Origin of the sequence: Leifsonia sp. NPDC058292 (genome assembly GCF_042880955.1) — a bacterium.
In the GTDB taxonomy this organism is placed as follows: domain Bacteria; phylum Actinomycetota; class Actinomycetes; order Actinomycetales; family Microbacteriaceae; genus Leifsonia.
Window position 1 is genome coordinate 84,981 of record NZ_JBHVYL010000009.1, and the last position, 23,668, is coordinate 108,648.

The 23,668-nt window shown below is 68.1% G+C and carries 27 protein-coding genes and 1 pseudogene; 19 read left to right on the forward strand and 9 right to left on the reverse strand.

Annotation, left to right across the window (positions count from 1 at the left end; translation table 11 throughout):
* Positions 1-70: 70 nt before the first annotated feature.
* The gene (locus ACFVWR_RS07695) at positions 71-1,147 is read left to right on the forward strand and encodes a LacI family DNA-binding transcriptional regulator (RefSeq protein ID WP_387209712.1); all 1,077 of its coding nucleotides are present in this window, start codon (positions 71-73) and stop codon (positions 1,145-1,147) included.
* Positions 1,148-1,216: 69 nt separating this feature from the next.
* Entirely contained in the window at positions 1,217-2,143 is a 927-nt protein-coding gene (locus tag ACFVWR_RS07700) for an NADP-dependent oxidoreductase (protein ID WP_387209714.1), read from the forward strand.
* Between the two features lie 161 nt (positions 2,144-2,304).
* Here ACFVWR_RS07700 and ACFVWR_RS07705 read toward each other — a convergent pair whose 3' ends face one another.
* Entirely contained in the window at positions 2,305-2,490 is a 186-nt protein-coding gene (locus tag ACFVWR_RS07705) for a hypothetical protein (protein WP_387209716.1), read from the reverse strand.
* 64 nt (positions 2,491-2,554) lie between these two features.
* Between ACFVWR_RS07705 and ACFVWR_RS07710 the strand changes: the two genes are divergently transcribed.
* The 4 genes from ACFVWR_RS07710 to ACFVWR_RS07725 all read left to right on the forward strand — a co-directional run bounded on the left by ACFVWR_RS07710 (position 2,555) and on the right by ACFVWR_RS07725 (position 5,297).
* Positions 2,555-3,169: a hypothetical protein gene (locus ACFVWR_RS07710; protein WP_387209718.1), complete on the forward strand. Its 615-nt coding sequence runs from the start codon at positions 2,555-2,557 to the stop codon at positions 3,167-3,169.
* Between the two features lie 179 nt (positions 3,170-3,348).
* A complete protein-coding gene (locus tag ACFVWR_RS07715; protein WP_387209720.1) occupies positions 3,349-3,861 on the forward strand; it encodes an RNA polymerase sigma factor in 513 nt (170 codons plus the stop codon).
* The gene (locus ACFVWR_RS07720; protein WP_387209722.1) at positions 3,858-4,673 is read left to right on the forward strand and encodes a hypothetical protein; all 816 of its coding nucleotides are present in this window, start codon (positions 3,858-3,860) and stop codon (positions 4,671-4,673) included. The genes ACFVWR_RS07715 and ACFVWR_RS07720 overlap by 4 nt, the downstream gene beginning before the upstream one ends.
* An 87-nt stretch (positions 4,674-4,760) precedes the next feature.
* On the forward strand, positions 4,761-5,297 hold the full coding sequence (locus tag ACFVWR_RS07725; protein WP_387209724.1) for a hypothetical protein: 537 nt from the start codon (positions 4,761-4,763) through the stop codon (positions 5,295-5,297).
* Between the two features lie 28 nt (positions 5,298-5,325).
* Here the strand turns inward: ACFVWR_RS07725 and ACFVWR_RS07730 are convergent, their stop codons facing one another.
* Both ACFVWR_RS07730 and ACFVWR_RS07735 read right to left on the reverse strand, forming a co-directional pair.
* Positions 5,326-5,901, reverse strand: coding sequence for a dihydrofolate reductase family protein (locus ACFVWR_RS07730; RefSeq protein ID WP_387209726.1), 576 nt, complete (start codon positions 5,899-5,901; stop codon positions 5,326-5,328).
* 36 nt (positions 5,902-5,937) lie between these two features.
* Positions 5,938-6,618 (reverse strand): winged helix-turn-helix transcriptional regulator, encoded by a 681-nt coding sequence (locus ACFVWR_RS07735; RefSeq protein WP_387209728.1) that lies wholly within the window; start codon positions 6,616-6,618, stop codon positions 5,938-5,940.
* 78 nt (positions 6,619-6,696) lie between these two features.
* Here ACFVWR_RS07735 and ACFVWR_RS07740 point away from each other — a divergent pair, with 78 nt between their 5' ends.
* Together ACFVWR_RS07740 and ACFVWR_RS07745 are read left to right on the forward strand one after the other, a co-directional pair.
* Entirely contained in the window at positions 6,697-8,184 is a 1,488-nt protein-coding gene (locus tag ACFVWR_RS07740) for a DHA2 family efflux MFS transporter permease subunit (RefSeq protein ID WP_387209730.1), read from the forward strand.
* A 50-nt stretch (positions 8,185-8,234) separates the two neighbouring features.
* A complete protein-coding gene (locus ACFVWR_RS07745) occupies positions 8,235-8,705 on the forward strand; it encodes a hypothetical protein (RefSeq protein WP_387209731.1) in 471 nt (156 codons plus the stop codon).
* A 108-nt stretch (positions 8,706-8,813) separates the two neighbouring features.
* Here ACFVWR_RS07745 and ACFVWR_RS07750 read toward each other — a convergent pair whose 3' ends face one another.
* The gene (locus ACFVWR_RS07750) at positions 8,814-9,278 is read right to left on the reverse strand and encodes an NUDIX domain-containing protein (protein ID WP_387209733.1); all 465 of its coding nucleotides are present in this window, start codon (positions 9,276-9,278) and stop codon (positions 8,814-8,816) included.
* Positions 9,279-9,287: 9 nt separating this feature from the next.
* Positions 9,288-10,160 carry a helix-turn-helix transcriptional regulator gene (locus ACFVWR_RS07755; RefSeq protein ID WP_387209735.1) on the reverse strand — a complete coding sequence of 291 codons (873 nt, stop codon included), beginning with the start codon at positions 10,158-10,160 and terminating at the stop codon, positions 9,288-9,290.
* 100 nt (positions 10,161-10,260) lie between these two features.
* On the opposite strand from ACFVWR_RS07755, the gene ACFVWR_RS07760 reads away from it, so the two are divergent.
* Entirely contained in the window at positions 10,261-10,941 is a 681-nt protein-coding gene (locus tag ACFVWR_RS07760; RefSeq protein WP_387209737.1) for an SDR family NAD(P)-dependent oxidoreductase, read from the forward strand.
* Here the strand turns inward: ACFVWR_RS07760 and ACFVWR_RS07765 are convergent.
* From ACFVWR_RS07765 to ACFVWR_RS07775, 3 genes are read right to left on the reverse strand one after another with little or no spacing between them, the layout of a single operon-like run.
* Positions 10,935-11,504, reverse strand: coding sequence for a dihydrofolate reductase family protein (locus ACFVWR_RS07765; protein WP_387209739.1), 570 nt, complete (start codon positions 11,502-11,504; stop codon positions 10,935-10,937). The two genes, ACFVWR_RS07760 and ACFVWR_RS07765, sit on opposite strands and share 7 nt — an antisense overlap.
* 44 nt (positions 11,505-11,548) lie before the next feature.
* Positions 11,549-12,208 (reverse strand): AraC family transcriptional regulator, encoded by a 660-nt coding sequence (locus ACFVWR_RS07770; RefSeq protein WP_387209741.1) that lies wholly within the window; start codon positions 12,206-12,208, stop codon positions 11,549-11,551.
* A 42-nt stretch (positions 12,209-12,250) separates the two neighbouring features.
* Positions 12,251-12,538: a hypothetical protein gene (locus ACFVWR_RS07775; RefSeq protein WP_387209743.1), complete on the reverse strand. Its 288-nt coding sequence runs from the start codon at positions 12,536-12,538 to the stop codon at positions 12,251-12,253.
* A gap of 78 nt (positions 12,539-12,616) precedes the next feature.
* Here ACFVWR_RS07775 and ACFVWR_RS07780 point away from each other — a divergent pair, with 78 nt between their 5' ends.
* Both ACFVWR_RS07780 and ACFVWR_RS07785 read left to right on the forward strand, forming a co-directional pair.
* Complete coding sequence (locus ACFVWR_RS07780; RefSeq protein ID WP_387209745.1) at positions 12,617-13,201, forward strand: hypothetical protein; 585 nt, start codon at positions 12,617-12,619, stop codon at positions 13,199-13,201.
* Positions 13,202-13,203: 2 nt separating this feature from the next.
* Positions 13,204-13,323 (forward strand): annotated as a pseudogene (locus ACFVWR_RS07785) (LD-carboxypeptidase); the annotation flags it as partial.
* Here the strand turns inward: ACFVWR_RS07785 and ACFVWR_RS07790 are convergent.
* Positions 13,308-13,544: a hypothetical protein gene (locus tag ACFVWR_RS07790; protein ID WP_387209769.1), complete on the reverse strand. Its 237-nt coding sequence runs from the start codon at positions 13,542-13,544 to the stop codon at positions 13,308-13,310. The pseudogene ACFVWR_RS07785 and the gene ACFVWR_RS07790 sit on opposite strands and share 16 nt — an antisense overlap.
* A gap of 113 nt (positions 13,545-13,657) precedes the next feature.
* Here ACFVWR_RS07790 and ACFVWR_RS07795 point away from each other — a divergent pair, with 113 nt between their 5' ends.
* The 8 genes from ACFVWR_RS07795 (at position 13,658) to ACFVWR_RS07830 (ending at position 23,619) form a co-directional block, all read left to right on the forward strand.
* Positions 13,658-15,703 carry a cell wall-binding repeat-containing protein gene (locus ACFVWR_RS07795; protein WP_387209747.1) on the forward strand — a complete coding sequence of 682 codons (2,046 nt, stop codon included), beginning with the start codon at positions 13,658-13,660 and terminating at the stop codon, positions 15,701-15,703.
* A 119-nt stretch (positions 15,704-15,822) separates the two neighbouring features.
* Positions 15,823-15,960 (forward strand): hypothetical protein, encoded by a 138-nt coding sequence (locus ACFVWR_RS07800; protein ID WP_387209749.1) that lies wholly within the window; start codon positions 15,823-15,825, stop codon positions 15,958-15,960.
* A gap of 148 nt (positions 15,961-16,108) precedes the next feature.
* Positions 16,109-16,282, forward strand: a complete 174-nt coding sequence (locus ACFVWR_RS07805) for a hypothetical protein (RefSeq protein WP_387209751.1) — start codon at positions 16,109-16,111, stop codon at positions 16,280-16,282.
* 87 nt (positions 16,283-16,369) lie between these two features.
* Positions 16,370-17,191, forward strand: coding sequence for an ABC transporter ATP-binding protein (locus ACFVWR_RS07810; RefSeq protein ID WP_387209767.1), 822 nt, complete (start codon positions 16,370-16,372; stop codon positions 17,189-17,191).
* Entirely contained in the window at positions 17,188-18,159 is a 972-nt protein-coding gene (locus ACFVWR_RS07815; protein WP_387209753.1) for an iron-siderophore ABC transporter substrate-binding protein, read from the forward strand. Before ACFVWR_RS07810 ends, ACFVWR_RS07815 begins: the two co-directional genes overlap by 4 nt.
* 2 nt (positions 18,160-18,161) lie before the next feature.
* Positions 18,162-20,219 (forward strand): iron ABC transporter permease, encoded by a 2,058-nt coding sequence (locus ACFVWR_RS07820; RefSeq protein WP_387209755.1) that lies wholly within the window; start codon positions 18,162-18,164, stop codon positions 20,217-20,219.
* A 94-nt stretch (positions 20,220-20,313) separates the two neighbouring features.
* Entirely contained in the window at positions 20,314-20,844 is a 531-nt protein-coding gene (locus tag ACFVWR_RS07825) for a hypothetical protein (protein ID WP_387209757.1), read from the forward strand.
* Between the two features lie 396 nt (positions 20,845-21,240).
* Positions 21,241-23,619, forward strand: a complete 2,379-nt coding sequence (locus tag ACFVWR_RS07830; RefSeq protein ID WP_387209759.1) for a lamin tail domain-containing protein — start codon at positions 21,241-21,243, stop codon at positions 23,617-23,619.
* The last annotated feature ends 49 nt before the right edge of the window (positions 23,620-23,668 follow it).

Genomic DNA, 23,668 nt, shown 5'->3' on the forward strand with positions numbered 1-23,668 from the left:
GTGTCATCAGGCATACTGACACAACGCGATCGAATTCGCTACATCCATACAAAAGACAGGACGATTCGCGATGACATCGTTATCGGCTGCCGCCTCGCCGGACGCTCGCCGGGTGACCATCCGGGATGTCGCCCGCGAAGCCGGAGTGGGAATCAAGACCGTCTCTCGCGTGATCAACGACGAACCGAACGTGGCACCGCTCACAGCGGAGCGCGTGCACGCTGCGATCAAGCTGCTGCGCTGGGAGCCGGACAACCTGGCCAGCAACCTGCGGCGCACCCACGCGCGCACGAAGTCGATCGGCCTGCTCCTGGGAAGCGTTGACAACCCGTTCGCTGCCGTCATCCATCGCGCCATCGAAGATGTGGCGGCGCATCACGGCGTCGCGGTTCTGGCGTCGAGCCTCGACGAGGATCCTGTTCGCGAGGTGTCCGCGGTCGAGAACTTCCTGCGCCGCAAAGTGGATGGGCTCATCCTGACCTGCTCGACCGGCAGCCAGGCCTATCTGGCCGACCTGATACCCGCGAAGGTCCCCGTCGTCTTCATCGACCGCGAGCCTTCCGACTACGTCGCCGACGTCGTGCGCTCAGACAATTTCGGTGGCGCCGCGATGGGCACCCGCCACCTCCTCGGCCGTGGCCACCGCCGCATTGCCGGAATCTTCGACCAGACCGGGATCTGGACGGCGAGGCAACGCAAGGCGGGCTTTCTCAGTGCCGTCGACGAGTTCGGGGTGGACGAAAGCCTCTGCACCATCATCGACGACGTCACGACATCGGCCGCGGCAGAGGCGGTGGTGCAGAACCTCCTCAGCTCCCCGCGACCGCCCACCGCCATCTTCAGCGGTCAGAACCTGATCACGGTCGGTGTCGTCCGCGCTCTCCGCAAGTTGGGCCGACAGCACGAGGTCGCTCTCGTCGGCTTCGACGACATCGAGCTGGGCGACCTTCTGGATCCCGGCATCACCGTCATCGCCCAGCATCCGGCAGAGATCGGCACGATCGCCGCGGAGCGCATGTTCGAGCAGCTCGAGAATCGCGCCTCGGAGTCGGCCCACGAGACGGCGGACTTCGTCTCGAGCGTCGATCTCGTGATCCGCGGCTCAGGCGAGATCGCGCCGCCCATCGCCGACGTTTCACGGCCCTGACGGATCCGGGCTGGCCGGATGGGCGCGCGACGCGCATCCTGGATGCAAGCAAACCGAGAAAGGGCGCTCATGAAAGCGATCACCGTTTCAGACCAGGCCGCGGGGGTTGCGGGGATGACGCTGGAGGAGCGGCCCGCTCCGCATGCCGCCGAGAACGACGTCGTCGTCGAGGTGCGTGCCGCGGGTTTCACTCCGGGCGAGCTCGCGTGGCCCGCGACCTGGACGGACAGGGCCGGCCGTGACAGAACACCGTCGATTCCCGGGCACGAGGTCGCCGGCGTCGTGACCGCGCTCGGCTACGGGACGACCGGACTGACGTTGGGCCAGCGCGTCTTCGGTTTCGCGGACTGGGCGCGGGATGGGACGCTGGCGGAGTACGTCTCGGTCGAGGCCCGCAACCTGGCGCCGCTGCCGGCGGACATCGACTTCGTCACCGCCGCGAGCCTGCCGATCTCGGGGCTGACCGCCTGGCAGGGACTGTTTCAGCACGGGCGCCTCCAGGTGGGGCAGACGGTTCTCGTCAACGGCGTCGGCGGGGGAGTCGGATCGGTCGTCGCTCAGCTGGCCAGAGACGCCGGCGCGTTCGTCGTCGGTGTCGGCCGACCGGCGCACCGCCAGCGCGCGATCGAAGCCGGGGTGCACCGGTTCGTCGACACCGACGGTGACTGGTTCGACGACGTCGAGCAGGCCGATCTCGTGTTCGATGTGATCGGCGGCGAGATTGGCGTGCGCTCAGCTTCCCTGGTTCGCGACTTCGGCACGTTCGTCACCATCGCCGAGCCGCCCCGGCCGGAGGCGCAGAGGCCCGGGGTCAGTGCGATCTTCTTCGTGGTGGAGCCGGATCGCGCGCAGCTCGCCGACCTCGCTCGTCTCGTCCGCGCCGGCAGGCTTCGCACCTTCGTGGGCGATGTCATCGGACTGGATGACGCGCCGGCCTCGTTCGGCGCTCCGACCAAGGGCCTGGGAAAGACGATCGTGCGCGTCCGCGAGGAATGACTCACCACCGCGCCGAGCCAGACCGCACCGCACCGCACCCGGCCGTGTGACCGGTGACCGCCCGATCGACATGCGGCAAAGTGTTGTTCTCGACGCCCGAGAACCCCACTTCGACGCAACTCGCCAACGAAATCAGAGATTGCTCGAGATTCAGACCGGGGTCAGACTCCCGGTGACTTGGGGCCGGCCTTCTTGGACGCGGCCGAGCGACGGATCGCTCCGATGATGATCGTTGCGATGACGAGAACGATCCCGATGATGCCGAGCCAGAGCAGCCCTTTGATCGCGAACCCCACGATCGCAAGGATGACCCACAGCACAATGAGGACGATGACCAAGATCAGCATGTCACCACCGTACGCCCGGTCTGTGGCGGGGCAAGGCGTGCCAGGCAATCGGTAGGGTGCCGGAATGCAGGTATTCGAGGTAGACGACCGCGCTCCGTCTTGGGAGAGTCACTCTCCGCGGTTCCGGATGTACGTCTTCGAGGGTGCGACCGGCCTGACGACGAGGCTCGACTTCGTGGATGCGCGTCTCAAGGATGTGCTCGATGCCGGCGAGGTGGCCGAGCGCGACGGGCGGCTGTGGTCCGTCGCCGCCGTGGTCGACGACGCGAACGGTACCGGCCTCGTATGGCTGATCGGGATGGACTACGACAGCCCACCTGCCACGGCTGCCGAACGCCGCGCGCGGGCCGAGATGCAGGACCGGTACCTCGCCAGGCGTTCGCAGCACGTTCAACCGCTCACCCTGCCCGACGGCCGCCGGGTGATCCGCTTCTTCGTCGACCACGGGCACCGTTGGCCGCTCTGGGAGAGCTTCGCCGATGAGTACACCAGAACGCCCGACGAGCTCGGCCTGTCTGCCGACCTCAAGGCGGGTCTGCGCCGCTGGTACGACGAGTGGGAGCCCGTCGCGCTCGACGATGGACCGCCGCCCGAATGGTATGTGGAGGGTCGCCGGCTGGCCGCGGCCACGCAGAAAGAGTTGGGCGACATCGCCGAGGTGCGGATCGAGTTCGAGTAGGGCCGCTTCAACGCCGACGGCGCCAGCGCGGACCGACGCCGCATCGCCCGCCGAGCTGTCCGCCCGCATCCGGGAACCGCGACGTTGCGAGCGGACACTATAGGTATGTGAGGGTAATACAACTCGGTGAGCCAGAGGCGCTGCAGCGCGTGCGGTCCGGTGATGCGGACGCGTTCGGGATGCTGTTCGATCTGCACCACGATCGTGTCTTCCGGCAAGCTCTGAGACTGACCGCGTCGGTCCACGATGCAGAGGACATCACGGCGGTGGTGTTCCTCGAGGCATGGCGTAAGCGCGATGTGATGCGGGTGGTCGACGGCTCGGTCGTCGGCTGGTTGCTCGTGACCACGAACTACGTGTTCAGGAATTCCGTGCGGTCATCACGACGGTATCGTCAAGCGCTCGAGCACCTGCCCGCGCCGGAACACGCCCCCGACCATTCCGGGGTCGTCGACGAACGCATCGACTCGGATGCCCGTCGTGGGGCGCTACGTGCCGCGCTTGCGACGCTGCCGCGCCGCGACCAGGACATCCTCACCCTCTGCGTGCTGGAGGAGTTGAGTACGGCAGACGCCGCCGAGGCGCTCGGGATCGCGCAGGGCACCGTGAAGTCGCGGCTCTCGCGGGCGAAGACGAGGTTGTCCGAACTTTTGAATGACGCGGCGATGACAAGCGAAGGAGGAGAGCGATGAACCAAGAGCCGACCTTCGACCCAGGCCGGAAGGACGCCATCCGTCTTCTGGTCGTGACAACAGCGCGCAACAACCCGTCACGGCAGGGCCGCAAGCGCGCCACCCTTCTAGTCGTGCTGGTGCTCTTCGCACTCGGGATCTCCGGCGGCACCGTGGCGTATGCACTCGGCGCGGGGATTCTCATTCCGGCCCCTGTCGCGACCGAGACTCCGACGGCACCGCCGGTTTCCACACCGACAGCCACCCCGACACCGACGCCGACCCCGATCCCGGCAGCCACGGGCAGCCCTGTCGACCCGTCGGACCCTTCGACGTGGATCATCGACTTCGACGGTGTCGGTCCGGTGACGCTCGGATCGTCGTTCGACGCTCAACGCCAGCTCCTTCCGGCGTTTACCGACGTCACCTATTCGATCTGCTCCGCCGCATACCTTGATCTTCAGGCCCCGAACGAGCTGAGCTTCCTGTTCATCCGGCCAGGTGACGGGTCCGACGTCACGGCTGGGATCGCGATCGGCAGTTTCGAGGCGACACGCGACAGCGGTCCGTACACCCCGCGAACGATGGAAGGCATCGGCCTCGGCTCCACGGAGCAGGAACTGAAGGCCGCATACCCGGACATCCAGCAGACCGGCACATATGGTGACGGTGCCATCACCGTGTTCTACGGGATCACGGATGGCAACGGTGGATGGATCGTGTTCCGCGTCATAGACGGAAGGGTCAACGACATCCAGATCGCGAATGAGGCCCACATTCCCAACGAGAATCGCAGGGTGCAGACCATCCCGTCTGAACGCTGCCCGGCGTAGCGGCGCGGCCGCGACCGCATCCACGGGCAGCATGGCCTCCGACGCGCGCGCATGCCAGGATGGCAGAACCGAGTCGAGGGGGCGTCGATGGAGCTGGAATCACACGCGGAGCAAAGCAGGGGCGCGGCAGCGGCGGTGGGGGCGACTGCTGAGCGCGCCGGCACCCCCGGGCGGCCGCTGTTGCGGCGGGCGCGGTCGCTCGTGCTGTGGGCTTCCGGCGCGGCGATCCTCTACTCGTCGTTGGTCGCATCCAAGGGCAGCTGCCCGGGCGGATTCACGGCCGACGGCGGCTACCTCGACGCAGCAGGCGACCCGACGACCGTGCAGCCTCAGTGCGTGCAGCTCACGCTGCACCCGAGCCCCGTGGGCTATCTCGCGATCGTGCTGACCGTCATCATCGCGCTGAGTCGTGCCGCGCGCGCTGTGGATGTGGAGATCGCCCTGCGCACGATGAACCGCGGGGCGATCGTCGCCGTGAGCATCGCGGTGGTGTCGATGCTCGTCGCGATCTTGTGGTTCCAAGGTTCCCCGATGCCGACCGTCGGAGGCACAGTGCTGTTCCCGTTCCCGTTCGGGAGCGGCACGATGACCGTGACCCCGATGGAGCCCGGCCCGGCGGGGTGAGGCGGAGAGAATCCGCGGCGGTCGACGACTACCGGCGCACGCGGTAGGTCAGATGGGTCGCTGTCGCAGTGACCTGGGCCTCGATCCGTTCGAGCGCGATCGCCGATTCCAGGCTTCCGAAGAGGGCCGTGCCACCGCCGAGAAGCATCGGCATCACATGCACGCGGATCTCGTCGACCAGGTCGAGAGGCAGCGCTTGCTGCAACGCGGTGGCGCCGAACAGATGCACGTCCTTCTCCCCGGCCAACTGTCGCGCTCGCGCGATGGCGCTCACGATGCCGTCTGTCACAAAGGTGAACGTTTCGGGGTAGGGATGCGTCGGCGCGCGATGCGTGAGCACGAGACACGGGACGTCGCCCATGGGCCCGGCGTTCCCCCATCCACCGTCGCCCTCGTTCTTCTCGAATGACTTGCGGCCCATCACGATCGCCCCGACTTCTTTGACGGCGCGCTCCAGAACTGCTCGATCTTCGTCGGTGGCCGTGGGATGGAGCCAGGCGTGAAGGCTCTCGGCGCCGTCCCCGAAGGGGTTCTCGCGGCTGTCGTTGGGGCCGGCCACGTAGCCGTCGAGCGAGATGGACATGTCGGAAATCACGAGTCCCATGAGGGCCTCCTTGTCAGGTGAAGGTGTCGGGGTGGATCATGCCGGCGCTTCGGCCGGAACGTTGGGGCTGTAGGGAACGTGCAGCGAGTCCGCGAACCGTTCGAACAGGGATGCGTCGCCCTCCAGCTGCACGGCGCCCGTGCTGATCGCGGTGTGTGCATCCAACTCGCCGGCTAGCAGGTCCCGGATCTGCGGGCCCGCAGCGATGACGAGGTCAGGGTTCTCGGCGGGACCGGGGCCGGCCGTGATCGTGCCGTCTCGCATGATCAGGTGCGTCTCCACGTCGCCCACCCTGACCGTGTATGCGACGTCCCACTCCGCCGGAACGACGCCGTCTCCTGCAGCGACCCGCAACGCTGCGGTGATGGATGCGGTGGTGACGATCTCCCCTTCCCGCGGTGTGCGCATGCCACCCGCGCCCCAGCGACCGAGCGCATCCAGCGCAGGGCCGAGCTCTGCACCACGAGGCGTGAGTTCGTAGACAACCGCGCGCTCTGTGCCGGAGGGCGCCAGGCGCGCGACGATGCCAGCCTCCTCCAATTCCTTCAGGCGGGAGGCGAGCGTGTTGGTCGGGATGCCGGGGAGCCCTGCGACCAGGTCGGAGTAGCGACGCCGACCGACGTTCAGGTCGCGCAGGATCAGCAGCGTCCACCGCTGTCCCACGATCTCCGCGGCGCGCGCCAGTCCGCAGAACTGGCCGTAGTGCTGGTTCGTCATAAATCTCACTTTACCACTTGACTTCATTATTTGCAGTGTGCTTTATTTTTTGAAGCACATCCATTGAAGGAGATCGACATGACCGACACCATCGACCGTGCAGAGCTCGCCAGCGAGCCGGCCTCGGCCGCATCCGACGCCCCGGCCGCCAACGCCGCCCGCAACCGCACCGCGCTCGCGCTGCTTCTCTCCGCCGTCTTCGTGGTGTTCCTGAACGAGACGATGATGGGTGTCGCGCTGCCGCGCATCCAGGAGTCCCTGCACATCGACGCCACGAAAGGCCAGTGGCTGACCACGGCGTTCGCTCTCACCATGGCCGTCGTCATCCCGGTCACCGGCTGGCTGATGCAGCGGCTCAACACACGGCCCGTCTTCACGGTCGCCATGTCGAGCTTCGTGCTCGGCACGCTCGTGGCCGCCCTGTCCCCGACCTTCGAGATGCTCGTGGCCGGGCGCGTCATCCAGGCGATCGGCACCGCGATCATGATGCCGCTCATGATGACGACGGTCATGACGATCGTCGCGGAAGACCAGCGCGGCCGCGTCATGGGGCGCGTCTCCATCGTCATGTCGGTGGCGCCCGCTGTTGGCCCGATCGTCTCCGGTGCGCTCATCCAGGTGCTGCCGTGGCAAGGGCTGTTCTGGGTGATGCTGCCCATCGGCTTGACCATGCTCGCAATCGGCGTGCGCCGCGTGCCCAATGTCTCGGAGACCCGGAAGGTCCCGCTGGACACGTTGTCGGTCATCCTCTCGGCGCTCGCCTTCTCGGCACTCGTGTTCGGCCTCAGCCAGATCGGTGCAGCCGCGGTCGGTGAAGCGGCGGTTCAGCCCTGGATCCCGGTCGTCGTCGGGGCGGCGGTGCTCGCGGTGTTCGTCTGGCGGCAGCTCGTGCTGCAGCGCACGGATTCCGCCCTGCTCGACCTGCGGACCTTCCTGTCGAGGGACTTCGCGGTCTCGGTCGCGATGATGACGGCCGCGATGGTGGCACTGTTCGGCGCCTTCATCGTGTTGCCGCAGTTCGCGCGCTACACGCTCGGCCTCGACCCGCTCTGGGTGGGCGCCATGCTGCTGCCGGGCGGGCTTCTGATGGGTCTCGCCGGACCGACCGTCGGCAAACTGTACGACCGATTCGGCCCGCGTCCGCTGGTCATCCCGGGCTCAATCGGCCTCGCTGCGGCGATGTGGACGTTCGCTTTCGGACTCGGCGAAGGCTCATCCTGGGTCGTACTGCTCGGCGCGCACATCGTGCTGATGCTGTCGCTCGCCTTCCTGTTCACGCCCGCGTTCAGCGCATCCCTCGGCTCACTCGCACCCCAGCTCTACTCGCACGGCAGCGCGACGATCGCCACGCTGCAGCAGGTCGCGGGCGCCGCCGGAACTGCCATCTTCGTCGCCCTGTACGCAACCGGAGTCGCGGGAACAGGCGACGCGAACCCCGACCTGCCGTCGGCGGCTGCGGCGGCTGCCGGCTCGCACCTCGCCTTCCTCGCCGGTGGCATCCTGTCGCTCGCGGTGGTCGCGCTCGCGCTGTTCGTCCGCAAGCCGGTCACGGGACATCAGCAGTAAGCGCGCCCTCCGAGCGTCGGTCCGGATGCAGGGTGGAGGCAATTGCCGGTATGAATGACAGCATGGCGAGCGCGAATCCGACACCTGACGTAGTGAAGCAGATCCGACGGCGCGGGCTCCTCGGGACGTTGCTGTGCTTCGAAGGCGTCGCGATTCTCTCTGGCTTGACGACGTGGATGGTCGGATTGGGTGGATACCTACCTGTCTTTGTCGCTTTCGACGTCGTGGTGTTCGCTCCCTTCTCGGCGTTGATCAGCGGCGGGGCGGTGTACGGAATCAATCAGTTCTTCGAAGGTCGCTCCCACCGACTCGGGCGCATTCTCGGTGCTTTGGCGGGGATGATTCTGGCCGGATTGTTGTGGGCGATCAGGGTGGAAGACACTTGGTCGTTTCCGGAATACCGGCTCGTGTTCGTCATCGTCGTCAGTGCTGCGATCGTGCTTCCGGCGGTTGTATACGTGGTGTGGCCGCCCGGCAGTGGACGCGGTCCGAAATGGCGGGGGTCTTTCGGCGGCGCGTAGTCCATGGATTGGGAATCGATCGACTTGGTGGCAAAACAAGAGGGGGGCGCTTGAGGAGTTCTTCACCGTGCTCGCGGAAAGTCGATACTCCGACAAGTTGGTGAATCGCTATGGCGCGCCAGGCATGGGTCCGACGGCCGCGATGACTCTGTCGATCCAGTCGCGCCGCGGCAGCTCGGCGATCGCCGCGCGGTCGAACCAGCGCAGTTCGAGCAGTTCTTCCATGTCGGGGGCCGCGGGGCTGAGCAGTTCGCACTCGTACGCGACAGTGACGTAGCCGACGCGGTCGCCGTTCGGGTATTCGACCATCATCGGTTCACCGCCGTAGGCGCCGACGATGCCGGTGATCCGCACGTCGGCGCCGGTCTCTTCGAAGACTTCGCGCACGAGGGCGTCGGCCGGCTCCTCGCCCGGTTCGATCCCGCCGCCGACGAGACTCCAGAGGCCCGAGTGTGCGTGCCGCGCGAGGAGGAACCGATCGCCGTCCCGGATGACCGCAGTCACGCCCGGCAAGAGCAGGAAGTCGTTCCCTATTCGATCGCGGATGGACTGCACATATTCGGACAGCGGCATGCCAGCAGCCTACGCAACGGTGTGCTCGCGGCCGGCGTCCATCCCCGAGTCGGCCGTGAGCGCCTGCAGGCCGGTGACTCGCAGGAGGTCGAGCTTGGCCTCATCCGCGCTTCCCGGTGTCGCCGTGTAGACCACGATGCGCAGGTCGCTGCCCGGAACGGTGAGCACGTCGCAGTCGACCGTGATCGGCCCGGCCGGCGTGTGCAAGATCGTCTTGCGACTCGATCGATGCTCGGCTACCCGCGCTTCGGCCCAGCGGCGCTCGAATTCGGGTGACGCGGCTCGAAGGCGCGACACGAGCTGCGTGAGCGATCCGTCGTGCGGATAGCGGCCCACGGCCGTGCGGAGGTCGGCGGCCAGGTCGCTCGCGAACTCCTCCTCGTGCTGGGCGTCGAACTCGATTCCGTCATGACCTGTCGTGAAATGCCGCCACACCAGGTTGCGGTCGAGGCCGACGTGACGCGACGGATCGCCGGTCAGGGCGGCCCAGAGCGGATTCCACAGCAGGATGTCGTGGGTGGCGGTGAACACCGCGATCGGCACATCGCCGAGTCGGTCGACGATGCGCTGCACACCCGGGGTGACGAAGCGCGGAACGACCCCTCGCGACGGTGGTGCGACGCCGGCGACGCGATACAGGTGATCCCGTTCGTCTTCGGTGAGCCGGAGCGCCAAGGCAAGCGCTCCGAGCAGCTGGGCCGACGGATGCGTCGCCCTGCCTTGCTCGAGCCGAACGATGTAGTCGACGCTCACGCCCGCGAGCGCCGCCAGCTCTTCACGGCGGAGTCCGGAGGTGCGGCGCCCGGAGCCGGCCGGCATCCCGACATCCGCAGGACTGACGCGGTCGCGCCAGGCTCGCAGCACGCTGGCGAATTCGGTCATACTCCATCATGCTCCCGCTCAGGCGTCGCAGAGTGGTACTCGCGGTCCCACCGTCGACGGGTGCCTGGACTCCGCCCACCGCCGCCCGCAGTCTTGGGGCATGACAACCACACTCATCACCGGGGCCAACAAGAGCCTCGGTCTCGAAACCGCCCGCCGCCTGCTCGAGGCCGGCCACACCGTGTACGCCGGGATGCGTGACCCGGCGAAAGGCGACGAGGCTCGCGCTCTCGGCGCCGAGGTCGTGCAGCTCGACGTCACCGACCAGGCGAGCGTCGACGCGGCGTTCGCCACCCTGCCCGAGCTCGACGTGCTCGTGAACAACGCAGGGATTCTCGGCACCTCGTTCGGGGTCGCCGACCTGACCCCCGAGGCGATGGCGAGCGTGCTCGATACGAACGTGCTCGGCATCGTGCGGGTCACCCAGGCCGCGCTGCCGCTGCTCGGCCGCTCGGCGCATCCGGTGATCGTGAACGTCGCATCTGGAGTTGGCTGGCCGCGCTTCCTCAGCACTGAAGGGCATGACGAGTTTCCGGTTCAGGCCATCCCGTACGCCTCGTCGAAGGCTGCTGTGATCGCGCTGACCGTGCAGTACGCGAAGAACCTGCCCGCCTTCCGGGTCAACGTGAGCGACCCCGGCTACACGGCGACCGACTTCAACCACCACGGCGGTCACCAGACTGTGACCGAGGGCACGGATGCGACAGTGCGGCTCGCCCTCGTCGCTCCCGACGGGCCCACGGGCGAGTTCCACAACCGGTTCGGGCGCATCGACTACTGACGGCGACGGTAGGTCAGCAGAAGGCATCCGCCCGAGCGCTCGGAGTCGGCCAATTCGAAGCGCTGCAGGTCCCCGTCGCTGGCGAACAAGCGCTTGCCGCGGCCGGCCAGGCTGGGTGCCAGCACGATGCGGAGCTCGTCCACCAGGTGCGCAGCGAGCAGGGCGCGCGCAAGCGTGAGGCTCCCGTGGACGCCGATGTCGCCGCCGGGCTGCCGCTTCAGCTCGGCGACGAACGGCACCGCCTGCTCGGTCACCTGGCTGGATTGCGCCCAGCCGAGTTGCAGCGGTGAGGAGGCGAAGACGTATTTCGGTGTCGCATTGATGAAATCGGCGAAAGGCTGAACATCTGCGCTCGGCCAGTATGGCGCCCACTTCTCGTAGGTGCGTCGGCCGAGGAGCACCGCATCCTGCGTCGCGATCGTGTCGGCGAGGAAGTCTCCGAGCCTGGAGCCGGTGTCGGCCAGCCACTCACCCTCACCGGGATCGTCGGCGAAACCGTCGAGCGACATCAGCTCGTAGAGAACGACGCGTCGGGAGGTCGGTTCGGCTTGCGTGGCATCCACAGTGGTCTCCTGTCTCAGCGCCCCGGAACGGGCTTTGCTCGAAACTATTGCGCGCGCACCGGCTCCGTCTTGTACAGCAACGACAGCGGGCTCCCCGGGTGGTTGGCGTCAGCGAGTTCCGTCGCTGAAGGGCCGATGAACCGGCGCAGGGAGCGCGCCATGTGCGGCTGGTCGAAATAGCCGGTGTCTTGCGCGACGGCGGCCGGCGCCTGACCTTCCCGAAGCCGGACCGCCGCGTCGTTCGCGCGCTCGATCTGCTGCACGGTGCGCTGTGGCAGACCGACCGAAGCGAGGTAGCGGCGCTGGCGCGTCCGATCAGTCGCCGCGGCGTCCCGCACGTCGGCGCTGTCGAGCAGGCCACGGCGCACGAGAAGGGCGACGAACTGTTCCGCGTCGGTGAAACGAGGTTTTCGGATGCGGTCACCGGCGAGCGTGAACCAGTCCCGCTCGACAGGAAGCTCCACGAAACGGTCGACGAGCTGCGGCATGGAGAAGCCGGGCACGAACGCCCCGAGCGCCAGCCGAATCCCCAGAAACTCGGAATTCGAGGGTACCGGCGCCTGCGACGCGCGCGACTCGGGCCCTTGAACGCCGGCATGGATGCCGTCCGCTCCCTGCCAGAAGACGAAGTCCCAGTGCGGCCTGGACACCGACGTCATCGTTGCCGTGTCGACGCCTCGGCTGCGCCAGACCCGCTCGATCAACGGCGAGTCAGACGACCGATGCTCGAACTCGAGGCCCAACGGTCACTCGTTTCCGAGCTGGCGGCTCGCGGTCGGCGCCGATCTGCGTCCCAACACCCAGCCGAGCGCACCGGCGACCAGCAGAAGTCCGGCGATCGCGCAGGCGAAGCCGACTGCCCGTTCTGGCGTGAGCGGATACATTCCATGGAAGTCGAACGATACCGAGCCGCCGCCCGCGGTGTAGGAGAACCATCCGGTCGAGAACGGCGCGAACAACACCACCGCTACGCCGGTCACTACCAGAACCGCCGCAGCCCCAAGCACCACCCGCAACCCGATTCGCCCCCGCATGCGCTCAGGTTATCGGTTGGGGCATTCAACGGCGGATGGCTGTTGCGGGCGACTCGCGCCGTGTGGTCGTCTTGTCCCATGAGCTTCTTTCCGCCAGACCCTCCCGACGATCGGACGGACACGCCGGATCAAGCACCGACTCCGTGGTGGAAGCCGTCGGATGAAGAACTGCCGGCCGTGCTCCCGGTGGGCGAGACGATCGCCTCGAACGACACTGTGGCGCTCATCCTCTCGGCCGCCCGTGTGTTCAGCAACGGCGTCGAGTTCGTGATCGACCGCCGTCTCAGGCGCGGCGGTTCGAGCGTGAGGGAGTGGCGGCAGATGCAGTTCGAGATGCACGGTCACTACGCCGAGTCCGACGAAGAGCGGTTGCGCTACGGGGTCGTGCTCGGCGACGGAGAGAGATTGATCCTGGATGTGTCAGCCGGCATGTTCGGTGACGCGTCCGACACCCATCGCCTCACCCCGACGGGCGGCGGGGGCGGAGGATCCGAAGACTTCTACCGGTTCGAAGACGGGATGTGGCTCTGGCCCCTTCCGCCCGAAGGGCCGCTGGAGGTGGTGGCCCAATGGCCGGCCTTCGGCGTGCCCGAGTCGCGGGTCGTGATCGACAGCGCTTCGCTGCTCGCGTTGGCGACGCACGCGCGGCCCGTTTGGCCGTGAGGATGCCCGGAGGCCACGAGTTCGTGTCGATTCCCAAGCTGAGGGCGGGGGATCGCGTCGCCGTCCTGTCGCCGTCGTTCGCCGCTCCCGGGTTGGCGCCCGAGATTCACGAGCAGGCGATGACCATACCGTCAGCGCCCGGCGCGTCTGCCGGCATGCCGAAGCCGGCATACGTCGCGATGGTGAGCCGGCCGCCGAACACGGACTGGTAGAACTCCAGTGCCGATCGAGTGTGGCCGCCGCAAACGACTGTGACCGGTGCGGTCGAGTGTGCCCGGCGCACCGGCCACGCTCGACCGGAGGTGGCGCGGTCGAGCGCGAGGGCAACACTCGGCGCCGGCATCCTCGCGATGTGTGCAGAGCGGCCCCGCGAAAGGGGGGATACCGCGCGCCCGGAGTCGGGCCGGATCGATGCAATAATCACGATTGGCTCAAATGAATAGTGGGGGAATCATAGTGAACACACGACCGACCGTTAGACGGCTCGTCGCTGGAATAGCCGTCGCGGCAACGGTCGTGGGAGCAGCCGTCGCGGCGGCGCCGGCGACCGCGGCGACATCGCAGCTCGCTGCCGTCGCAACGTCGACGCCGCAGTCCGCAATAGTCGCGGCGGCGTCGCTGCCGCCCGCCGGTGACCCCTTCGCTTCACTGCCGAACCTCGCGATGGATGGGGGAACGAACGCACTGTACGCCATCGTTTCGGGCAGCCCGCACAGCAACCTGGCAGTCGTGGACCCGTCGTTGTCCGGGAAGCCGACAATGATTCCGCTGCCGAGAGTCGTCGGGGATGTGGCAGTCGACGCGACCCGAGGTCTCGCGTACGTATCCTCCCAGGACCTCCAGACCGGCATCGGAAGCGTGTTGGTGATCAGCACGTCGACGAAGGCTGTCGTCGCGACCGTCTCGCTCGGCGCTTTCACACCAACCAGCAGCGGCGGCACCGCGGGTATCGGTGTCGATACCGTCACAGGATCGATCTACCTGGCCGGCGTGGACGCCCAAGCGGCAGCTCAGCTCAAAGTGCTCACGGCAGCGCAGATCGCGGCGGCGATCGGCGGCGCGGACGTCACACCGGGGTCGATAGAGCTGCCGTTTGGCAACCAGGTCACCGTCGCGGTCGACTCGTCCGGCGGGATCGTCTACGCGACTGGAACGAGCTTGTCAGGGTCGGCGCTGTTCGCCGTCAATGCTTCGACGGACGCCGTCGTCGAGACGATCACGCTCTCCGCGCAGCCGCAGACCGTCGCCGTCGATCCCTCCACCGGCACGGTCTACGTGGCACAGGGATCGACTGCAAGCAAGAGCATCGCTGTGGTGACCCGAGGCGCCTCGGCCATCGGCGCGACCATCGCGGTGCCTGCCTGGGCCAGAGGCCTCGACGTCGATCCGAATTCTGGAACACTCTTCGCGGCCATCGCCCAGCCCTACGAGAACGGGACCGTGAACGAGCTGATCACCATCAGCACGGCAACGAACAACATCCTCACGACGAGGCCGCTCGCGACCCCGTCCGACGTCGCAGTCGACCCGTCGACAGGAACCGCCTACGTTTCGATTGCGAGTGCGGGCAACCCGACGGTCTTGGCAGTGCGGGAGTTCGGCGTCGAAAGGGTTTCTGGCACCGACCGCTACGCGACGTCGGTGTCTGTGTCGCAGCGCCAGTTCCCGGGTACAGCACCGGTGGTGTACGTGGCGTCAGGAGCCGACTACCCGGATGCGCTCGCCGCCGGGCCCGCCGCCGCGAAACGCGGTGGACCGCTTTTGCTGACAGCTCCCGGCGCACTACCGGCGATCGTTGCGGCTGAGATCACTCGGCTAGCCCCGGGTACAATCGTCGTCGCGGGTGGCGCCGCGCCGGTGTCGGATGCGGTTCTGAAGCAACTGCATCAGGCTGCGCCGTCGGCGACGCTCACCCGAGCGGCAGGTATCGATCGGTACGCAACGTCGCGGGCGGTCGTGTCCGACGCGTTCACCACGGCGGACACTGTCTACCTGGCGTCTGGAACGAACTTCCCCGACGCCCTGTCCGGTGGAGGAGCAGCGGGATCGAAGGGCGCACCGACGCTCCTTGTGAACGGTTCCGCGACCTCGGTCGACGCGGCGACGTCCGCGCTGTTGTCGTCGCTGGGCGCCAAGAACATCGTGCTGGTCGGTCGGGTCGTGTCGGGCGGCATCGAGTCGTCGCTGGAAGACGCGGGGTACTCGGTCGCGCGGTACGGCGGCGCAGATCGCTACACGACAGCGCTGTTGGTGAACCTGAACACGTACACTCACGCATCCTCGGCCATCATCGCCTACGGTCTGAACTTCCCCGATGCGTTGTCCGCGACCAGTTGGGCGGGAATGACGTCATCCCCGCTGTACCTCGTCTCAAGCAACTGCATGCCGCAATCGATTCTGTCGGAGTTCGTGCGCCTCGGTGTCAAGACCGTCAGCCTGGTTGGAGGTGCGGGGGTGCTTACGGCGAACGTCGCCGACCTCGTGCGCTGCACCAACCTCTAGCGGCGGCACCCAATCGCACTGAGGGTTGCCTGCCAATACGCGGATCGTGCGTCGGATCCGGCGCGTGGGGGATAGCCTTCGACTAACCGAGCCACCGTGGCTCCGATGGAGGAACCACCATGGCCGAGAAGTCTTCGCGTAAAGCGACCGCCAAACCCGCCGCTCGCTCTCTCAAGGAGAAGCGGGCCGACAAGAAGGCGAAGAGCGACGCTCAGAGTCACTCCGCCGACGCTGTGTCGAACGCCAAGAAGCGCTAGCGCGCCTCCGCTTTCCCGCATCCCTACGCCGCGAGGGGCGAGTTCTTGCGACCGGGTACTGAGCCCAGGTCACAAGAACTCGCCCCTCGCGGTCTTATTGTGCGGGGGTGTCAGGGGGAGCAGACTCGGTGTCGGATAGGAGCGCAAAATGGACGACCTCACAGGATCAGCGGAAGAACGGGCCCGACAGCTCGAAGTCATCGAGGCGCAGGGAGAACCGGATCGAGACTGGCTGCGTCGTCAGCTCGCGCTCGTGCTCCAAGCGTGGGGCGACGACGAGACGATCATCGTCATCGAGGCCGAGGGCCGCGAAGACTTCTGATCCCGGAGTTGCCACTTAGGTAAGGCTGTCCTAAGCTTGTGCCCCGTGGCTTCCAGCACTCCGACGCAGACCGATCACGCCGCAGGCATGGACGCTTCGTCGATCACCGTCGCCTACGACGGGGTCGACGTCGTGCACGACGCCGACCTCTTCCTCCCGTCCGGGCAGGTGACGGCTCTGATCGGACCCAACGGCAGCGGCAAGTCCACGCTGCTGCGAGCCATCGCCCGCCTGCACAAAGCGCGAACCGGCACGGTGACGCTGCACGGTGCGAAGGTCGATCCGGTCGACGCGCTCACCCTCAGCCGCATGGACTTCGCCCGCCGCATCACTCTGCTCGCCCAGAGTCGCCCGACGCCGGCGGGCCTCAGCGTGAGGGATGTGGTGGGCTTCGGCCGCCACCCCCACCGTCAGCGTTTCCGCGGCACCGACCCTGACGGCGCGAGCACGGTCGAGCGCGCCATGTCTCTCACCGGCGTCTCCGAGTTCGCCGAGCGGGGTGTCGAAAGCCTCTCGGGCGGGCAGTTGCAGCGCGTCTGGCTCGCCTGCTGTCTCGCACAGGACACGGATGTCCTGCTGCTCGACGAGCCGACCACCTACCTCGATCTCCGCTACCAGGTGGAGATCCTCGACCTCATCCGCGACCTCGCCGACCACCACGGCGTCACGATCGGCGTCGTGCTGCACGACCTCGATCAGGCGGCCGCCGTCGCCGACCAGGTCGTGCTGCTGTCAGCCGGCCGGGTGATCGCGGCGGGTTCGGCGGTCGACGTCTACGACCCGCAGCGGCTGACCGACACGTACGGCATCCGCATCGACGTGGACACGAACCCCGCGACGGGGCTCCCCAGAACGCACCCGATGGGCAGCCATCACCTCAGAACCGAAAGGATCCCCACCCCCTCATGACCACACGCCTGATCCCCGCAGCGATCGCCGTTGCCGCCGTGCTCGCGCTCGCCGGCTGCGGCACCACCGAAGCGTCTGCGGGCAGCTCCTCGAGTTCCGGCGCCCTCACCGTCACGGATTCCCGTGGGGAGAAGGTGAAGCTCGACGGCCCGGCGAAGCGCGTCATCGGCACCGAGTGGGGCGTGGTCGAGACGATGATCACGCTCGGCGTCGACCCTGTCGGGGTGGCGGATGTGAAGGGCTACACCGCGTACGACACGGCCGCGCCGCTGCCGAAGGGCGTGAAAGACATCGGAACGCGCGGCGAGCCGAGCCTCGACACCGTGGCGGCGCTCAAGCCGGACCTGATCGTCGCGACGACCGACCTGACCGATTCGGCGATCGCGCAGCTCGAGAAGGTCGCGCCCGTCATCGTCGTGCGTTCGGCAGACGCGAGCAAGCAGATCGACCAGATGGTCGACAACGTGAACCTGATCGCCGAGGCGACCGGAACCGAAGCCAAAGCGAAGACGGAGATCGCCGGATTCGAGAAGACGCTCAGCGAGGCCAAGACCAAGCTGGCCGACGCCGGGCTCGCCGGCACGAAACTCGCCTTCGCCGACGGCTGGCAGGAAGGCAACCAGGTCTCGGTGCGGCCCTACGTGAAGGGCTCCCTGATCGCCGACATCAACACCGAGCTGGGCCTCGTGGACCCGTGGGATCTCGAAGGAGACAAGGCTTACGGCCTGGCCTCCACCGATGTGGAAGGGCTGACCAAGATCGGCGACGCGCACTTCGCGTACATCGCCAACTCGTCCGACGGCGGAGACCCGTTCGCCGAAGGACTCAAAGACAACGCCGTATGGACGTCGCTGCCGTTCGTGCAGAAGGGCGAGGTCTACCGCCTCCCCGACGGCATCTGGATGTTCGGGGGCACCGCATCCATGGAGCAGTACATCGCCGCGATCGTGAAGTCTCTGACGAACTGACCGTGGAAGCCCGCTCGCATCGAGGCGGGAGGATTCTCGCCCTCGCAGCCGTCTCGCTGCTTGCGGTGTGCATCCTCGCCGTCGTGCATCTCAGCCAGGGCACCGCATCCCTCGACCCGGCAGCCCTCTGGAGAGCGCTGACCGGGGCGGGGAGCGGAATGGCGGCGTCGCAGGCGGATGCCGTGCTCCTCTCCTCCCGGCTGCCCCGCCTCGTGGTCGGCCTGGTGGTCGGCTGCACGCTGGGCGCCTCGGGCGCCGCTCTGCAGTCGGTGTCGCGCAACGTGCTCGCATCCCCCGACACGCTCGCGGTCAACGCCGGCGCGTACCTCGCGGTGGTCGCCGTCGCCGCGTTCGGCATCGCGCTGCCCGCCCTTCCCGCGGGCGGAGCGGCCTTCGTCGGCGGCATGATCGCCGCGGTCATCGTGCTCGGGCTCTCCCGTGCGGGCGCCGGCCCCATCCGGCTCGTGCTCGCCGGGTCTGCCCTCACCCTCGCCTTCAGCGGGATGAGCGGGATGCTCCTCCTGCTGCACGCGCAGCAGACGACCGGTCTGTTCGCCTGGGGGAACGGCTCGCTCGCGCAGATCGGAATGCAGGGCGTCGAACAGCTCGCCCCCGTCGCCATCGTGGCGCTCGCCGGGTTGCTCGTTCTGGGCCGTCGGCTGGACATCCTGTCCCTCGGCGACGACAGCGCGGCCGTGGTCGGCGTGAATCCGCGCTTCACGCGCAGTGTCGCGGTCGTGCTGTCCGTGCTGCTGGCAGCCGTCGCCGTCACGCTCGCCGGGCCGATCGGCTTCGTCGGGCTCTGTGCCCCCGCGATCGTTCGGTTGATCGGCTCGCGGGTGCCCGGTCTCCTGCGGCACCGGGTCTTCATCCCCGCCTCCGCCGTTGCCGGTGTGCTCGTGGTGCTCGGGTCGGATGTGCTGCTGCGCGCCGTGTTCGGCGCTCAGGCCGGGGTCGCGGTGCCGACCGGAATCGTCACCACAATCCTCGGCGCGGTCGTGCTCGTCGTGCTCGCCTACCGGTCGCGCGACACCAGCTCGAACACCGCGACGACGGCCTTCACCCGATTGAGGAGCCGCCGCGCCTTCGTGCTCACCGTCGTCATCGCATCCGCCGCCCTCGTCGCTGCCGTGATCGCGGCCGTGCTGCTGGGGGATGCGAGGCTGCTGCTCGGCGACGTCGCCAACTGGGCGACAGGGCAGGCCGGGCGCGTCGTCTCGTTCGTGCTGGAGACCAGAGTTCCGCGGGTCGACGCCGCCCTGCTGGCGGGCGCAGCGCTGGCGGTCGCCGGTGCCGTCGTGCAGGCGGTGTCGCGCAACCCGTTGGCGGAGCCGGGCATTCTCGGCGTGGTCGGCGGTGCGGGGGTCGGCGCGATCGCGATCATCACCGTGGTGCCGTTGGCGAGCTTCTGGCTGGTCGGGGGAGCCTCGCTCGTCGGCGCCGCCGCGGCCGCTGCGCTTGTCTTCGGGCTCGCCGCGCGCCAGGGCCTCGAACAGAACCGGCTGGTGCTCATCGGCATCGGTGTCTCGGCCGCAACGACGTCGATCGTCAGCCTGCTGATCGTGCTGACCGATCCGTACAACGCGGCGAAAGCCCTGGTCTGGCTCTCGGGCTCGACCTACGGACGCACCTTCCCGCAGGTTCTTCCGGTGCTGGTCGTGCTCGTCTGCACCCTGCCCATCGTGGCTGCCATGAGCCGGCAGCTCGACCTCATCGGCCTGGATGCGGACACACCCAGGCTTCTCGGCATGCGGCTCGGCACGACCCGGCTCGGCCTGCTGAGCATCTCCGTGGTGCTGACCGCTGCCGCGGTCGCCGCCGTCGGCGTGATCGGGTTCGTCGGGCTGGTCGCCCCGCACGCTGCGAGAGCGCTCGTCGGGCAGCGGCACTCGCGGGTGATCCCGGTCGCGGCCATCCTCGGCGCCCTGCTGGTGTGCGTCGCCGACACGGTCGGCCGCACCCTCATCGCTCCGGCACAGATCCCCGTCGGGCTGGTCACCGCGGTCATCGGCGCCCCCTACTTCATCTGGCTCCTCTGGCGCTCCCGCCGCGAGGCCTGACCCGGGCCCTGCATCCCCCACCCCACCCGCGCCGCCTCGTCCGCCCGCATCCTCTACCCCACCCGCGGCGGACGGAGGGTGATAGGAAGGGAGGGTGAGTGACGACAGCGGTGAGCGGATCGTTCCCGTGGCGGGAAAGCGGATCGAGCTCGAGACGGAGATCCCGTTCGAGACGTTGCGCCGCGCGTTCGAGCGGGAGGTGCCTCCGCTCGACGAGGCGGCGTTCGACAAGCTCCTGAACGACGGCGCGGAATGGCGACGCTTCGTGCTCGAGGCCGGCGGCAACGGCATCCACAGTTTCGTCACGTTCTGGCGCCACTCTCCGACGCCCGTCATGACCGTCGGAGGCTCGGATGCTCCGAGCGCCGTCTACCTGATCGGCGACTACGCCACCGCGGCGAGGATGTTCCGGCACGATCCCGGCGTCATGCTCTACGTACCCCTCAGGGTGGAACTGCACGTGAACCGCTCCGGACGAACGGTGTTCAGCGTCGAACAGCCGAGCTCGCAGCTCGTGAGCTTTCAGAACAACAAAATCACGCAGACCGGCTACGAGCTCGACCGGATGCTCGGCGACCTCATCGAAGAGCTCGGCCTCCCGCGCCCCTCGGTGCTGCGCCGCTGAGCAGCGCAGCTGTGCCTCCGGCCGTCGCTACTCGAGGCGGCGGTCCTCCGCGGCCTGCTCGCGCTCCTTCTCTTCGTCGCGACGCTCCTGCTCCTTCTGGATGGCCTCTTCTTTGGGCGTCTTGTTGGTCATCGCATCCCCTTTCGTCACGGGTCTCGGTGATTTGAGACTAGTCCCCTGCGGGGCTCATCCACCGAGGAGGACCCCGACGGTTTCTTCGGGGAGGCGTCCGCGCGCGGGTGACTTCGCGGGCGGCCGGTTCAGCTGACGTTCGTCGGGCGTTCATCCGCGATTCGCCGGGCTCCTCGAAGCTGGCAGCGGTGCAGCGCCCGACCGCGTCGAATCGGGGCAAGGGTGCGGCGCCTCACCCACCCGACCTCCAGAAGGAGCCCCCGCGTGCCACTCCACCGGCGCCTCACCTCGTGGCGCGGCATCGCCGCCGCCGTCATCTCCGGCCTCGTCGTCGCCGCCCCGCTCGTCGCGGTGGCCGCACCCGCCACCGCCGCACCCGACCCCATCCCTTCGGTGGTGATCAACGAGGTCGAGTCGAGCGGCGGAACGCCCGGGGACTGGGTCGAGCTCGTCAACACGGGGAGCGCATCCGTCGACCTCACCGGATGGTCGGTGCTCGACAACGACGACGCGCACACGGCGGTGCCCTTCGCCGCGGGCTCGACGATCGCGGCCGGCGGCTTCTTCGTGGTCGACGAAAGCACGCTGGGCTTCGGGCTCGGAGCGCCCGACTCGGCTCGCCTGTACGACGCGAGCCACGCGCTCGTCGACTCCTACAGCTGGACGCAGCACGCCGCGACGACCTACGGGCGCTGCCCGAGCGGCACCGGCGCGTTCGTCCTGACCACCTCGTCGACCAAGGGCGCCGCGAACGACTGCGGCGTGCCGGTGAAGATCAACGAGGTGGAGTCGAGCGGGGGAGACCCCGTCGACTGGATCGAGCTGATCAACAACGGCGCTTCGGCGGTCGATCTGTCGGGCTACATCCTGCGGGACGACAACGACGGCCACACGTTCACCGTCCCGGCCGGCAGCACGATCGCCGCGGGCGGATACCTGACCGAAGATGTGGATGTGACCGGCGGGTTCGGTCTCGGAGCCGCCGACTCGGCACGCCTGTTCGCTCCCGACGGCACCACTCTGATCGACTCGTACAGCTGGACGGCGCACGCGGCGACCACGTACGGGCGCTGCCCGAACGGCACCGGCGATTTCGCCACCACGGCCGCTGCCACCAAGAACGCTCCGAACGTGTGCGCCGGAGACGTCACCACCTCGCCGTGGCCGGGTGGAACCGCCGTCGCGACCGCCGACGACGCGAACGTGCTCGGCGGCAACATGAGCGGGCTGATGTACCAGCCCTCCGGAACGAGCGCGCCGGGCGTGCTGTGGGCCGTGAAGAACGGGCCGAGCACCCTGTACCGCCTGATCTGGAACGGCGCGAAGTGGACACCGGACACGGCGAACGGTTGGGCCGCCGGCAAGGCGCTGCACTACCCGAATGGCACCGGCGACCCCGACTCCGAGGGTGTCACCTACACGGCTGCCGGGCCGGATGCGGGAATCTACGTCTCCACCGAACGTGACAACTCGAACAACGGCGTGAGCCGCCCGGCCGTTCTGCGGTTCGATCCCACACAGGCCGGCACGTCGCTCAACGCCACCGCCGACTGGAACCTCACCGCAGACCTCCCGGTCGTCGGCCCGAACCTCGGGCTCGAGGCCGTGACCTGGATCGCCGACTCGTACCTCGTGAAGAACGGGTTCAGGGATGGGAAGACCGGCGCCGCGTACAACCCGGCGACCTACGCGAGTCACGGTGACGGCCTCTTCTTCACCGGACTGGAGGCCAACGGTTCGATCTACGCGTACGCACTCACCGCATCCGGTGGCTACACCCGCGTCGCCACGATCGTGAGCGGCATGACCGGCGTGATGGACCTGCAGTTCGACCAGGAGACCCAGAAGCTGTGGGCCGTCTGCGACGACACTTGCAACGGTCAGGTCGAGACCCTGAGCATCGCGAGCTCGGGCGGGGATGCGGGAAAGTTCGTGGTGGACAAGGCGTACGGCCGCCCCGCCGGCATGCCGAACATCAACAACGAAGGGTTCGCGATCGCGCCCCAGGCCGAGTGCGTGAACGGGCTCAAGCCGGTGTTCTGGTCGGACGACACCAACGACGACGGACACGCGCTGCGGTCGGGAACCATCGACTGCACCGCGGCGACGAACCCGGGCGGCGGCGACGGCGGGCCGGATGCGGCCACGGTGACCATCGACGCCGGCACGGTGGCTGCCGGGGCGCGACTGCACCTCGCCGCGACCGGTTTCACGGCCGGTGAGACGGTGGAGGTCTGGCTGCACTCCACGCCGGTGAAGCTGGCGGGCGTCACCGCCTCCGGCGCCGGTTCGATCGACACGACCGTCACGATTCCGGCGACCACGGCCGCAGGCGCGCACACGCTGGTGGTCACCGGGGTCGCATCCGGTGTCACGGGATCGGCCGCGTTGACCGTGACGGCAGCGGCTGGGGCGGTGGTGGATCCGGCTGCCGGCTCGTCCGCGAACGGCTCCGCGAACGGCTCCGCGAACGGCTCCGCGAACGGCTCCGCCGCGGCGCTCGCTGCCACCGGCTCCTCGGTGACCGTGCCACTCGCGATCGCGATGCTCGCAGCGCTCGCCGGCGTCGGCCTGATCTTCGCACGACGCCTTCGCCGCGCTCGCCGCGTTCGCCCCGTCCGCCCCGCCCGCTCGGGTCGCTGAGCCCCCCAGTTGCGGGGCGCGGGGCCGGGCCGCCGCGCGCGCCGGCCCC

Coding starts and splice junctions, on each gene's coding strand:
- ACFVWR_RS07760 (WP_387209737.1), top strand. CDS start 10,261: ATGACAACCACACTCATCACCGGGGCCAACAAGAGCCTCGGTCTCGAA.
- ACFVWR_RS07705 (WP_387209716.1), bottom strand. CDS start 2,490: ATGCTGATCTTGGTCATCGTCCTCATTGTGCTGTGGGTCATCCTTGCG.
- ACFVWR_RS07725 (WP_387209724.1), top strand. CDS start 4,761: ATGGAGCTGGAATCACACGCGGAGCAAAGCAGGGGCGCGGCAGCGGCG.
- ACFVWR_RS07710 (WP_387209718.1), top strand. CDS start 2,555: ATGCAGGTATTCGAGGTAGACGACCGCGCTCCGTCTTGGGAGAGTCAC.
- ACFVWR_RS07800 (WP_387209749.1), top strand. CDS start 15,823: ATGGCCGAGAAGTCTTCGCGTAAAGCGACCGCCAAACCCGCCGCTCGC.
- ACFVWR_RS07815 (WP_387209753.1), top strand. CDS start 17,188: ATGACCACACGCCTGATCCCCGCAGCGATCGCCGTTGCCGCCGTGCTC.
- ACFVWR_RS07810 (WP_387209767.1), top strand. CDS start 16,370: ATGGACGCTTCGTCGATCACCGTCGCCTACGACGGGGTCGACGTCGTG.
- ACFVWR_RS07740 (WP_387209730.1), top strand. CDS start 6,697: ATGACCGACACCATCGACCGTGCAGAGCTCGCCAGCGAGCCGGCCTCG.
- ACFVWR_RS07735 (WP_387209728.1), bottom strand. CDS start 6,618: ATGACGAACCAGCACTACGGCCAGTTCTGCGGACTGGCGCGCGCCGCG.
- ACFVWR_RS07780 (WP_387209745.1), top strand. CDS start 12,617: ATGAGCTTCTTTCCGCCAGACCCTCCCGACGATCGGACGGACACGCCG.
- ACFVWR_RS07720 (WP_387209722.1), top strand. CDS start 3,858: ATGAACCAAGAGCCGACCTTCGACCCAGGCCGGAAGGACGCCATCCGT.
- ACFVWR_RS07745 (WP_387209731.1), top strand. CDS start 8,235: ATGAATGACAGCATGGCGAGCGCGAATCCGACACCTGACGTAGTGAAG.
- ACFVWR_RS07695 (WP_387209712.1), top strand. CDS start 71: ATGACATCGTTATCGGCTGCCGCCTCGCCGGACGCTCGCCGGGTGACC.
- ACFVWR_RS07790 (WP_387209769.1), bottom strand. CDS start 13,544: ATGCCGGCGCCGAGTGTTGCCCTCGCGCTCGACCGCGCCACCTCCGGT.
- ACFVWR_RS07700 (WP_387209714.1), top strand. CDS start 1,217: ATGAAAGCGATCACCGTTTCAGACCAGGCCGCGGGGGTTGCGGGGATG.
- ACFVWR_RS07730 (WP_387209726.1), bottom strand. CDS start 5,901: ATGGGACTCGTGATTTCCGACATGTCCATCTCGCTCGACGGCTACGTG.
- ACFVWR_RS07755 (WP_387209735.1), bottom strand. CDS start 10,160: ATGACCGAATTCGCCAGCGTGCTGCGAGCCTGGCGCGACCGCGTCAGT.
- ACFVWR_RS07805 (WP_387209751.1), top strand. CDS start 16,109: ATGGACGACCTCACAGGATCAGCGGAAGAACGGGCCCGACAGCTCGAA.
- ACFVWR_RS07750 (WP_387209733.1), bottom strand. CDS start 9,278: ATGCCGCTGTCCGAATATGTGCAGTCCATCCGCGATCGAATAGGGAAC.
- ACFVWR_RS07775 (WP_387209743.1), bottom strand. CDS start 12,538: ATGCGGGGGCGAATCGGGTTGCGGGTGGTGCTTGGGGCTGCGGCGGTT.
- ACFVWR_RS07715 (WP_387209720.1), top strand. CDS start 3,349: ATGCTGTTCGATCTGCACCACGATCGTGTCTTCCGGCAAGCTCTGAGA.